The sequence below is a fragment of the Arthrobacter sp. S39 genome (genome assembly GCF_004320525.1).
Classification (GTDB): Bacteria; Actinomycetota; Actinomycetes; order Actinomycetales; family Micrococcaceae; genus Arthrobacter.
In genome coordinates this window covers 41965-53946 of record NZ_SIHX01000013.1, presented here as the reverse complement: position 1 = coordinate 53946, position 11982 = coordinate 41965, and the positions used below count along the sequence as shown (strand labels likewise).

General features: G+C 65.6%; 10 protein-coding genes. 4 read left to right on the top strand and 6 right to left on the bottom strand.

Annotated elements, in window-relative coordinates:
* Window positions 1-68: 68 nt before the first annotated feature.
* A complete protein-coding gene (locus tag EYS21_RS20020; protein ID WP_131134996.1) occupies window positions 69-1880 on the bottom strand; it encodes an AMP-dependent synthetase/ligase in 1812 nt (603 codons plus the stop codon).
* Window positions 1881-2055: 175 nt separating this feature from the next.
* Between EYS21_RS20020 and EYS21_RS20015 the strand changes: the two genes are divergently transcribed.
* Entirely contained in the window at window positions 2056-3147 is a 1092-nt protein-coding gene (locus EYS21_RS20015; protein WP_242633529.1) for an ROK family glucokinase, read from the top strand.
* A gap of 18 nt (window positions 3148-3165) precedes the next feature.
* Here the strand turns inward: EYS21_RS20015 and EYS21_RS20010 are convergent, their stop codons facing one another.
* From EYS21_RS20010 to EYS21_RS20000, 3 genes are read right to left on the bottom strand one after another with little or no spacing between them, the layout of a single operon-like run.
* Window positions 3166-3771 carry a hypothetical protein gene (locus EYS21_RS20010; protein ID WP_131134995.1) on the bottom strand — a complete coding sequence of 202 codons (606 nt, stop codon included), beginning with the start codon at window positions 3769-3771 and terminating at the stop codon, window positions 3166-3168.
* A complete protein-coding gene (locus EYS21_RS20005) occupies window positions 3764-4597 on the bottom strand; it encodes an alpha/beta fold hydrolase (RefSeq protein ID WP_131134994.1) in 834 nt (277 codons plus the stop codon). Before EYS21_RS20005 ends, EYS21_RS20010 begins: the two co-directional genes overlap by 8 nt.
* A complete protein-coding gene (locus EYS21_RS20000; protein ID WP_131134993.1) occupies window positions 4594-5382 on the bottom strand; it encodes an alpha/beta fold hydrolase in 789 nt (262 codons plus the stop codon). Before EYS21_RS20000 ends, EYS21_RS20005 begins: the two co-directional genes overlap by 4 nt.
* A 112-nt stretch (window positions 5383-5494) precedes the next feature.
* Between EYS21_RS20000 and EYS21_RS19995 the strand changes: the two genes are divergently transcribed.
* Window positions 5495-6271 (top strand): lysophospholipid acyltransferase family protein, encoded by a 777-nt coding sequence (locus EYS21_RS19995; RefSeq protein WP_242633528.1) that lies wholly within the window; start codon window positions 5495-5497, stop codon window positions 6269-6271.
* Between the two features lie 68 nt (window positions 6272-6339).
* The gene (locus tag EYS21_RS19990; RefSeq protein WP_131134992.1) at window positions 6340-7734 is read left to right on the top strand and encodes a 3-deoxy-7-phosphoheptulonate synthase class II; all 1395 of its coding nucleotides are present in this window, start codon (window positions 6340-6342) and stop codon (window positions 7732-7734) included.
* A gap of 90 nt (window positions 7735-7824) precedes the next feature.
* Here the strand turns inward: EYS21_RS19990 and pknB are convergent, their stop codons facing one another.
* Window positions 7825-9888: a Stk1 family PASTA domain-containing Ser/Thr kinase gene (gene pknB / locus EYS21_RS19985; RefSeq protein ID WP_131134991.1), complete on the bottom strand. Its 2064-nt coding sequence runs from the start codon at window positions 9886-9888 to the stop codon at window positions 7825-7827.
* A 112-nt stretch (window positions 9889-10000) separates the two neighbouring features.
* Window positions 10001-11386 (bottom strand): lytic transglycosylase domain-containing protein, encoded by a 1386-nt coding sequence (locus EYS21_RS19980; protein WP_131134990.1) that lies wholly within the window; start codon window positions 11384-11386, stop codon window positions 10001-10003.
* A gap of 241 nt (window positions 11387-11627) precedes the next feature.
* On the opposite strand from EYS21_RS19980, the gene EYS21_RS19975 reads away from it, so the two are divergent.
* Entirely contained in the window at window positions 11628-11981 is a 354-nt protein-coding gene (locus tag EYS21_RS19975; protein ID WP_131134989.1) for an Rv2175c family DNA-binding protein, read from the top strand.
* Window position 11982 lies beyond the last annotated feature (1 nt).

The following is an 11982-nucleotide window of genomic DNA, read 5'->3' as shown; positions in this document are numbered from 1 at the left end:
GCGGGGTCACTCCTTACCCAATAAACACTGTTTATCGGGCGAGGAGTGACCCCGCGTTGTTTTTTTGCTCAAGACTCCCGGGGCGCGCCGTACATCTCTTCGATGACGGTTTCGAAGTCCTTCATGACCTGGCCACGCTTGACCTTCATTGAAGGCGTCAGGTGGCCTGACGCCTCGGTGAAGTCTGCGGCCACGATCCGGAAGGACTTGATGGCCTCAGCCTGGGACACCGAATTGTTCGCGTGGGTGATGAGGTCCTGGACCGCGGCCTTCACCACCGGATTCTCCACCGCCTCGTCGAGGGTGGTGGTGTTCGGCAGGCCATGGCGCTGCAGCCAGCCGGGAAGTGCTTCCTGGTCCAGGGTGACCAACGCGCCGATGAAGGGCCTGTTGTCGCCAACTACCAGGACCTGGGAAACCAGCGCGTCGGCGCGGATCTGGTCCTCCAGGAGGGCAGGGATCACGTTCTTGCCGCCGGCGGTGACGATGATCTCCTTCTTGCGTCCGGTGATCCAGACGAAGCCGCTCTCATCGAGGCGTCCGATGTCGCCGGTCCTGAACCAGCCGTCGGCGAACGTCTCGCTGGTCAGGTCCTCGCGTTTGTAGTAGCCGTTCATCACGCAGACGCCCTTGGCGAGGATCTCGCCGTCGTCGGCAATCTTGACCGAGTTGCCCGGCAGGGGCTTGCCCACGGAACCGATCTTGATCAGGGCAGGCGTGTTTACGGAAATCGGGGCGGTGGTCTCGGTGAGGCCGTAGCCCTCGAGCACTTGCAGGCCAATGCCCTGGAAGAAGTGGCCCAGGCGCTCTCCCAGCGGCCCGCCGCCGGACACGGCGTGGGCAACGTGCCCGCCCATGGCGGCACGCAGCTTGCCGTAGACCAGCTTGTCGAACAGTGCATGACGGAGCTTTAGGCCGAGGCCAACGTGCCCTTCCTGCCGGGCCTTGGAGAAAGCGATGGCGGTGTCGGCTGCTTTGTGGAAGATTGCTCCCTTGCCGCCGTCCTCTGCCTTGGTCAGGGCGGAGTTGTAGACCTTCTCGAAGACGCGTGGAACGGCCAGGATGAATGTGGGCTCGTAGCTCTGCAGGTCAGCCAGCAGGTTCTTGATGTCCGGGGTGTGCGCCACGGTGGTTCCGGCGGCCATGGCCAGGACGGAGATGAAGCGCGCGAACACGTGCGCCAGCGGCAGGAACATGATGGTCTTGGCGTTCTCATGCACGATCTCGCCGATGATGGCCAGGGCGTTGTCGGAGAGCTCAACAAAGTTGCCGTGGGTGAGTTCGCAGCCCTTGGGGCGCCCGGTGGTTCCGGAGGTGTAGATAATGGTGGCAATGTCGGCCAGGTTGGCGGCACTGCGGCGCGCCTCGAGGTCGGCGTCGCTGATATCCCGTCCGGCTTCACGGACAGCGTCCAGGCCGCGGCCCTCGAGCTGCCAAACGTGCTGCAAGGCAGTCAGGCCTTCGGAAGTGGCTGCCTGGCGAATGATGTCCTCGTGGTGGGCGGCTTCGCCGAACGCGGCCACCGCTCCCGAGTCGCCGAGGTTCCAGGCAACCTGGGACGGGGACGAGGTTTCATAGATCGGCACCGACACGGCGCCGGCGAACCAGATGGCGAAGTCCACCAAAGCCCACTCGTACCGGGTGCGGGACATGATTCCCACCCTGTCTCCGGCGTTGACGCCACTGGCGATCAGGCCTTTGGCCAGTGCCTGGACATCGGCCAGGAAGTCGGTGGCGGATACGTCCTGCCAGGCTCCCGCGGAGTCGAGCCGGGAGAACAGGGCAGGGTTGCTGGGCTTGGCAGCCTGCCGCAGCACCAGGTCAGTGATGTTGGTTTCAGGTGGGACAACAACCAGCGGCGGAACGCTGAATTCGCGCACTATAGCTCCTTTGATATCCGTAGGCCCGGACAGGGTATGTCTAACACTAGTACGCCTGTACCCGGCAGTGCAGTAACAAACCTACTGGCGAGTAACTTATGCGTCAATGCGGGCCGGTCAAGGGGCCGTCCTGGCTTGCCGGGAGGCGGCATCCGTCGGCCTAGAATGGGGAACTATGTATGAACCGCCCCCCGGCGTACAGGCCGGCCCCAACAGACGCCCGGCGCCCTGGAAGCGGCGGCCACCCGCCATCGCGGCCCGGACCGGGCAGGGGGCAACTTTCCGTGAGCACCTCCGGCTGGGCCGGAAAGGACTCGCCATCGGCATAGATATTGGCGGGACCAAAGTTGCCGCCGGGGTAGTGGATGCCGACGGCAGGATCCTCAGCGAAGCGCGGCGCTCAACTCCCGGCAGTGATCCAAGGGCTGTGGAGCGGGTCATTGTTGAGCTCGTTGAAGAACTTGGAGCGGGGCACCGCATCTGGTCTGTGGGCATCGGCGCGGCCGGCTGGATGGACCTCGACGGCGGCACGGTCCTGTTCAGCCCGCACCTCGCCTGGCGCAACGAGCCCCTGAGGGAAAACCTCCAACGCCTCCTGCGCAGGCCAGTCCTGCTCACCAACGACGCCGACGCCGCGGCCTGGGCCGAATGGCGCTTTGGTGCAGGGCAGGGCGAGAGTCGGCTCGTATGCATCACGCTGGGGACCGGAATCGGCGGCGCGATGGTGCTGGACGGGCGGGTTGAGCGCGGACGGTTTGGCGTCGCTGGGGAGTTCGGCCACCAGATCATCATGCCCGGAGGCCACCGGTGCGAGTGCGGAAACCGCGGCTGCTGGGAGCAGTATGCTTCCGGCAACGCGCTGGGCAGGGAAGCGAGGATCCTGGCCCAGGCGAATTCACCCGTGGCGCAGGAACTGATTGCCGCCGTCGGCGGAAACCCTGCCGTCATCACCGGGACGATCGTCACGGAGCTTGCCCTGGCCGGCGACGCCGCCTCCCGCGAGCTTCTTGAGGAAGTCGGGGAATGGCTGGGCCTTGGACTGGCCAACCTGGCAGCCGCCCTGGATCCCGGCCTGTTTGTCATTGGCGGCGGGCTTTGCTCGGCCGGAGACCTGTTGGTGGAGCCGGCAAGGAAAGCGTTCGCCAGGAACCTGACCGGACGGGGCTTCCGCCCGGCGGCGGGCATCGAGCTCGCCGCACTGGGTCCCAATGCGGGACTGATCGGCGCGGCAGACCTGTCCCGGGTCAGCAGCCGGATGCGCAGCTGACCGCTACATAACCGCAGTTCAGACGCGGGCTCCGTCGTCGTTCTCGTCCTTTTCCTGGGGCAGCTTCATGATCAGGTACACCACCGACAGGATAAACACCGCAACCATCCCCAGGATGGCAAGCAGCGGTGCGGACCGCCAGAACATCACGGAGAGCAGCAGGGCAAGCGGGCCTCCCACGGCGCCCAGCCACGCGAGCATGGTCAGCGGGTCGGTGCCGGCAAGGCTGGGCGGCTCCTCCGGAACAAAAGTGTCGTCGTCGTCCACGCCGTAGTCCCGCGGTCCCTGGGCGGGATCGTCCGTGCTCCCGGGAGTCCCAGGGGTCGCGGCGGCGGCCAGCCTCTCGGCAGCTGACGGCTCGGTCGGGGCGGACGGTGCCAGCCCCAGCGGATCAAAGTCCCGGAAGCTGGCGCCGGTGCCCGTAGTACGCCCGGCTGCCGTTCCGGCGGCCGGGCTTTCCGGGGAGCCCGGTGCACCGGCGGGCTTTGGGGTATCGGCGCCGCCTGGCCGCAGTGCTTCGTCCTGGGCCGATGAGGAGCCTTCCAGGCGTGCCACCAGATCCAGCCAGACGGCGTCGTCCTGGTTGGCACTCGGATCCGGGGCGCCGGAATCGGGTTTAGTCACGGGCGGTGCCCTCCTGGCTCGTGGCGGGCGCCTGGTGGACCGGTGCGGCGTTGCTCCCGCCGGCCGGCGCCGTCGCCGGGATGACCGACCGGATGAACTCGATTGAACCTTCGAAGATCTGGTCCGCGTCGTTGTCCAGGGTGGCCACGTGGTAGCTGTTCTCCAAACTGGTCAGCTGCAACGTGGCGTTGGTGAGGCCGCGGCGCAAGGCAACGATGCTGGAGTCGGACACCACGTGGTCCACGGTGGACCTGAAAACACGTACCGGCGCGGTGACCCGGGGGAGAAGCCGGATGGTGTCCTTGAACATCTTGTTGAGCTCATGGGCGGCAGCCACCGGGGTCCGGGGATAGGCGCCCTCATCCATGCCGGCTTTCAGGATGTCGTTGGCGATCGCCGGCGTGCTCTTGAGCACCAGCTTGAGGATGCCCGCCAGCGGGGCGCGGGGATCGTCAATGACAAGGCCGGGGTTGACGAGGATGACCCCTGCGACGGGCCGGGTGGCCGCGACCCGCAGGGCCAGGGCGCCGCCCATGCTGAGTCCGGCGGAGAAAACCTGGTCGCATTCGGCGTCGAGTTCGAGGTAGGCGCCGTCCAAAGCATCGTGCCACTGGGTCCAGCGGGTCCGCGCCAGTTCCTGCCACGTGGTGCCGTGGCCGGGAAGGAGCGGCATACGCACGGCGAATCCGGCGTCGGCCAGCGAAGCGGCCCAGGCCCGCAGGCCGTGCGGGCTGCCGGTGAAGCCGTGCGAGAGGACCACGCCGATGCGTGGTCCGTCGCCGCTGAAGGCACTGTGGAACGGGCTGTGGTCCGGAAGCGCTGTCATGAACTCTCCGACGTGATGGGGCGGTGGGCGTGCTGAAGGAAAAACGAGGTGGATTTCGCAAAAATTTCGGGGGCGTCGGCGTCCAGTGTGGCCACATGGCTGCTGTGGTGCAGCTCCACGACCTCCACCAGGTGCCCGCCCAAACGTCGCCTCAGCATGGCCAGCGACGACGGGGGAACCACGGCATCGGTCCGTGACTTGAATACCTGGACCGGCGCCGTGACCCGTGGCAGGCCGCGGATGCTTGCGCCGAAGAGCTTCTTGAGCTGGTGGACAGCGGCCAGGGGCGTCCGTGAATAGTCCCCGTCATCGGTGACGGCCGCCGTGGACTCGTCCTCCTGGATGGGAAGCGTGGTCTGCTGGAAGTACTTGAGCAGGCCGATGACCCGCACCCGGCGGTCATAGAAACTCAGGCCGGGGTTGACCACGGACACGCCCGCCACCGAATGCCGGGATGCAGTCAGCAGCGCGATGGCCCCGCCCATGGACAGGCCGGCCACGTAGCAGGTTTCCGTGCGTGCGGCGAGGTCAAGGTAGGCGGCTTCAAAGGTGCGCTGCCAATCAGGCCAGGTGGAGCGGGCCAGCTGGCGCCAGTCCGTCCCGTGCCCTGGAAGGAGCGGCACCGAGACGGCGAAGCCCTGGGCCGCGAGATGTTCCGCCCAGGGCAGGACACTTAGGGGACTCCCGGTGAACCCGTGGCAGATGGCGATGCCGGTGCCGGCATTGGGTCCGTGGCCCGGGTAGCTGAAAGCGGCAGGCCGGGGCGGGATGCTGCTTTCTGTCATGACTCCATCGTGTCACTGTTCCCGATAAATCTCACTAGAGTAGGGTGGCATTGGATTCCTGGCCCTGCCCCGCTGAGCCCGGGCCTGCCGCCTTCTTCGAGAGGTTCGTCGCGTGTTTTATTGGGTCATGAAAAGGATCTTTCTGGGTCCGGTGCTGCGGCTCCTGTTCCGCCCCTGGGTCAAAGGCCTGGACAACGTCCCGGCGGAGGGCGCAGCCATCATCGCCTCCAACCATTTGTCGTTTTCCGATTCGATTTTTATGCCGCTGATGGTGCCCCGGCCGGTGATCTTCCTGGCGAAGTCCGAGTACTTCACCGGCACCGGGCTCAAAGGCCGCCTCACGGCGTTGTTTTTCCGGCTGACCAACCAACTTCCCATGGACAGGTCGGGCGGCGCGGCGTCGGCTGTTTCGCTCAACGCCGGCATGGACGTCCTGACCGGCGGTGGTCTGCTGGGAATCTACCCCGAGGGCACCCGCAGCCCGGACGCCCGCCTCTACCGCGGCAAGGTCGGTGTGGCCCGGCTGGCCCTGCAGGCCGGTGTCCCCGTCATTCCGGTGGCCATGATCGGTACGGACAAGGTCCAGCCCATCGGCAAACGCCTGCCCAACATCCGCCGCATCGGCATGATCTTCGGGGAGCCGCTGGACTTCAGCCAATACCGGGAGCAGGCCGAAGACCGCGTGGTGCAGCGCAAGGTAACTGACGAGATCATGTTCGAGCTGATGCGTCTTTCCGGCCAGGAGTACGTGGACGAATATGCCGCCGTGGTGAAACTCCGGCTTGCGGGCAAGCAGGACAAGCCGGCGACGGACACGGCCGCTGATACTTCCGGCGGCCTTGCCGCACCGGAGCCGCAGGACGACGACGGGACGCCGGCCGCCGGATGATGTGACGCCGGTCGCCCCCGCGCGTGACGGCCGGGTGTCCGGATGCCGCCCAGTGACACTACTCTTAGATGGTGACTGAGCTATCCGCAAAACCCGCCTTCTCGCTGTCCAGTACCGCCCAGAGCGGCGCCGCCAATTATCCAGGCCTGGATGACTGGCGGGACCTCCCCATCTCCCAGCAGCCCAGCTGGCAGGACAAGGACGTCTTCGACTCTTCGGTCAAGGAGCTGTCCGTGCTCCCGCCGCTGGTTTTCGCCGGTGAGGTGGACATCCTCCGCGAAAGGCTGGCCGCCGCCGCCCAGGGCAAGGCTTTCCTGCTTCAGGGCGGCGACTGCGCTGAAACCTTCGAAGCCGCCACCGCGGACAAGATCAGCGCCCGTGTCAGGACCATCCTGCAGATGGCGGTGGTCCTCACCTACGGCGCGGCCATGCCCGTGATCAAGATGGGCAGGATGGCAGGCCAGTTTGCCAAGCCCCGGTCCTCGAACGACGAAACCCGCGACGGCGTCACGCTCCCCGCCTACCGCGGCGACATCGTCAACGGCTACGACTTCACGCCCGAATCCCGTGGCCACGACGCAGCCCGGATGCTCCGGGCTTACCACACCTCGGCATCCACCCTGAACCTCATCAGGGCGTTCACACAGGGCGGCTTCGCCGACCTCCGGCTGGTCCACCACTGGAACAAGGGCTTCACCGAGAACCCGGCGCACGCGCGCTACGAGTCCCTGGCCCGCGATATCGATCGGGCCATCAAGTTCATGGCCTCCTGCGGCGCCGACTTTGAGGCGCTCAAGCGTGTGGAGTTCTTCGCCAGCCACGAGGCCCTGCTGCTTGACTACGAGCGGGCGCTGACGCGCATCGACTCCCGGACCGGATTCCCGTACGACACTTCGGCCCACTTCCTGTGGATCGGGGAGCGCACCCGCGAGCTGGACCACGCGCACATCGACTTCCTCTCACGCGTGCGGAACCCGATCGGCGTCAAGCTCGGCCCCTCCACCACAGGCGATGATGCCCTCCGCCTTATCGACAAGCTGGACCCCGAGCGTGAGCCCGGACGGCTTACCTTCATCACCCGCATGGGCGCGAAGAACATCCGGGAGAAGCTGCCCGCCGTCGTCGAGAAGGTTACCGCCTCCGGCGCCCAGGTCCTCTGGGTCACCGATCCGATGCACGGCAACACCGTCACCTCGCCGAACGGCTACAAAACGCGCAACTTCGACGACGTCATTGACGAAGTCCGCGGCTTCTTCGAGGTCCACCATGGCCTGGGCACGGTTCCCGGTGGCCTGCATGTCGAGATGACCGGCGACGACGTCGCCGAATGCCTTGGCGGCGCCGACCCCGTGGACCAGGAGGCGTTCCTGGACCGTTACGAGTCTGTGTGCGATCCGCGGCTGAACCACATGCAGTCGCTCGAAATGGCGTTCCTGGTCGCAGGGGCACTCTCCAAGCACTGACCGCCGTCGTTTTTCAGTCGAAAAGGATGCCTCCCGGACTTCGCGTCACGGGAGGCATCCTTTTGCGTCTGCCGGCACGGGCCGGCCGCGCTACACCACCGTCAGGGTAATGACTGATCCCTCGGGAACGTCTTTGTTAACCGGGTCCTGGTCCCGGACGGTTCCGAAGAAGCCGCCGAGGACGTTGTTCACTTTCACTTCGAAGCCGAGCTGGCGCAGAGCCTGTTCGGCTTCTTTGGCCTGCTTGCCCACGTAGCTGGGAACCCTAACCATCTTCGGGCCATCTGAGATGGTGAGCGTCACCGTGCCGCCCCGGGTGAGGGTGCCGTTCGACGGCGACTGGCTGGCCACTGCGCCCTTGGGCACCTTCTTGTCGTTGACTTCGTCCTTGGCTACTTCTGCCTTCAGCCCGGCTGCCTCGATGGCATCGACGGCGTCGTTCTCGTCCATCCCGACGACGGACGGCACGGGAATGGGCTGGGGACCCTTGGAGACGGCCAGGGCCACCGCGGTGCCGTGCCGGGCGGGGGTCCCGGATGCCGGGTCCTGGGCGAGCACAACGCCGGCGGCAACGCCCTCATCGAATTGCTCGGTGATGGTGCCCAGGGCCATCTCGGCCTTGTTCAGTTCCGTCTTGGCCTGCTCCAGCGTTTGTCCGGTCAGTTTCGGCAGCTCAAACAGCTGGGGCCCCTTGGAGACAAACAAGGCCACCGGCTGGAATTTCCGGATCTCCGTGCCGGCCCCGGGCTCCGTTCCAACTACCAGCCCGGAGGGGACGTCATCGTCAAAAACGTCACGCGTGCTGGACTGGAACCCGGCATCGCTCAGCAGCAGTTGGGCCTGCGCCACCGTTTTGTTCGCGACGGCGGGGATGGTCGCTGGGGATCCCGGGCCCATGCCAAAGAACCAGCCTGCCCCGGTGGCCAGCAGCGCCGCGATGATCAGGATGACCACCCACAGGGCGCCACGGCGCCGGGGGTTGCCTTCCCGCAGGGACCTGAGCGGAGTAGCGGCCGCCCGGGACCTTGCCTTTTCGGCTTCCTTGTCCGCCTTGCGCCGGGCGCGCTTGGTCAGGGGAGCGGGCGTGGTGTCCGGGTAGGGGGAGTACGCCGCCGTGTGCTGTGCGGCCGGGGCACTGGGAAGGGCCGTGGTTGCATAATCCCCGGACAGGGCAGACGCAATCTGTGGTTGTCTTTCGGGCCGCGCCAGCGGTGACATCACCGTCGTGGGGTGGCTGGGGCGGGTGATGATTTCAGTGGGATTCTGCGCGCCGTGGTCGAGCGCTGCCGGCGGCTGGAGGTCCAATTCGCGGTCCGTGAGGTTGGTGCGGATATGGCGGAGTTCCTGGAGCAGGGCGGTACCGTCCACGGGCCTGTTCTCGGGGTCGTTGGAGGTACACCACTGCACCAGTTCATCGACTTCGGCGGCCAGGCCCGGGACCAGGGCCGACGGCGGCCCCACCGTGCCGTTCACGTGCTGGTACGCAACCTGGATGGGGACCTCGCCGCTGAAGGGCTGCTGGCCGGTCAGCATTTCGTACAGCATGATCCCGACCGAGTAGATGTCACTCCGGGCGTCGGCCTGGTTTCCCAGCACCAGTTCGGGGGAAAGATAGGCCACGGTGCCGATCAGTGCACCCGTGCTGGTGGACGTGGTGACGGCACGTGCCAGGCCAAAGTCCCCCAGTTTGATCCGGCCGTCGTCGGCGATCAGGACGTTTTCGGGCTTGATGTCGCGGTGGATCATGCCGGCGGTGTGCGCCGCCGCCAGTCCTTCGACGACGGGATCTATGAGTGCCAGGCCGAGCCGGGGAGGCAACGCGCCCTTGGACCTAATGACGTCCCGGAGCGTATGGCCTTTGATGTACTCCATGACGAGGTAGGCCGTCTGGCCGTCGTTGCCCTGGTCGAGGACACCCACAACGTGGGAGTGGGAAAGCCGGGCCGCTGCCTTCGCTTCACGGCCCAGCCTGCCCAGGAAGGTATCGTCGCCGGCGAGGTGCGGGTGGAGTACTTTGAGTGCGACGTCGCGTTCCAGCCGCAGGTCCGTTGCCAGGTAAACGGTGGACATTCCGCCGCGCGCGAGCTTGGACTGGACGGCGTAGCGGTTATCCACCAGCGTTCCAACAAGTCGGTCAGACACGTGTTCCTGCACCCTACGATCCTAATCCCGCAACGAAACGGGCCCGAATCAACATGCGATCCGGACCCGTATCGTTACCGCGCATGCCACGTCCCTTCCGGGACCGGGCGTTGGGCTTGGTGGCCTAGCCGAAGTTCTTTTCGTGCGCCTTGATGGCCTCCACGTATGTTTTGGTGTCGTCGTACATTCCGTACTTGCTGACGGAATACTGGCCCTGGTAGTAGCCGGCGATCGCGGTGTCGCGGTCCTTGCTGGTGGCGATCAGCTGGCGGATGATCGCTACGCCTGCGGTCGCGTTGTCGTACGGATCCAGCAGGTTGAGCTTGCGTCCCACCAGGTCCGAGGCCCACTGGCCGGAGGACGGAATGACCTGCATGGTGCCGATGGCGTTCGCAGGGGAGACGGCGCGCTGGTTGAAACCGGATTCCTGGTAGGCAAAAGCCAGGGCCAGTGCCGGTTCCACACCCATGGCCCGTGCGGTGTCCGCCACGATGGCCCGCATCTGGTCCCGGGAAGGAACGGGAGATGCGTTGAGCAGCGCCTTATTTTCGTTGGCTGAGCTGACCACTGCCGCGGGGTAGGTGAATCCGAGGAACGAACTCGGCACCAGGGGAGTGACATTCGCGGCCGGCTGCGTGGCGGCCGGCTGAACGGCGGCGCCGGGGATGACCAGCTTGTTGCCTGGGTAAATGACGCTGGACAGGCTCAGCTGGTTTGCGGACAGGACGTCGGAAAGCTTCACGCCGTGCTTGGAAGCAATGGCGCTGAGGGTGTCGCCGGCCTTTACCGTATAGGAACCGGTGGGGGCGGCAGGCGCCGGAGCAGCGGGTGCCGGCGCCGCGGGTGCGGACGCGGGCTGGAGCGTGGGCGCAGGAGCTGCAGCCGGCGCGGCATCTCCGGCGTTCACTTTGATCTTCTGGCCGGGGTAAATGATGGAACGCATGTTCAGGCCGTTCCAGCCGAAGATTTCCGAAAGGCCCACTCCGTGCCTGGAGGCGATGGCGCTGAGCGTATCGCCGGACTTGACGGTGTAGGTTGCACCGGACGTGGCCAGCGGCGCCGGCGCCGGGGCAGCAGGAGTTGCGGCGGGCGCACTGCCCGAACCTGAGAGCCTGATCTTCTGGCCCGGGTAGATGATGGTGTTTGGCTGGAGATTGTTCAGCTTGAGCACCTCGTAGGTATCCAAGCCGTGCTTTCCGGCGATGCTGCTGATGGTGTCGCCCCGGGCGATGGTGTATTCGGAGGGGACGGACGGCTGGGCAGGCCGGAACGCGGACGGAATCGTCGTCGAAACCGAGGCGGCCGGGATAACGGCAGCCGTGGCAGCGGCTGCCTGGGCCTTCATGGCCGCCACAAGGGTGGCAGGGATCGTGCGGGCGGGGGCAACAGCCTCGGCAGGGTGGGCAAGGGCCAGTGACGACAGGATAACCGCAGGGAGCGCCGCCGTCGTAGCGGCTATCTTCGGCAGGCTCGGCCTGGGTGGCTGCTGTGGCGAGCGGGACGTCGTCATGGAAGGAATCCTCTTCTCAACTGCGGAGCGGTGGGTGTTGCCTGTGTTAATAATGCTTCTAGTGTTACTTAAGTTATTGCTGTTACCAATGTGATCTATGTGAATCTCTCACGGATTGGCAATTAGCACAAGAATTCTCTAAAGGCTGACAACAGGAATTTTTTGGAGTGTCGCCCGCTGATGCATCCGCCGGAATGGCGGCGACTAGGCGCCAGGGTGCACGTCATGGCAACCTTGATCCGTGAGTAACGTAGAAAGCCTTGTTGGCGAGTGGCTGCCCTTGCCTGATGTCGCGCAGTTGTTGGACGTTTCAATTACGAAAGTCCACAGTCTCCTTGATGAGCGGGCGCTGGCCGCGCTGCGCGTGGGGGAACGGCGAATCCGGTGTGTCCCCGCGGAATTTATCCAGGACGGTCACGTGGTGGACAGCCTTAAGGGCACCATTGTGGTGCTGTCGGATGCCGGCTATTCAGACGAAGACCTGATTGTCTGGCTTTTTACTGCCGACGAATCATTGCGCGGTCGGCCTATCGATGCCCTCCGTGAAGGCCGCAAAACGGAAATCCGCCGCCGCGCCCAAACGCTGGCCTGGTAGC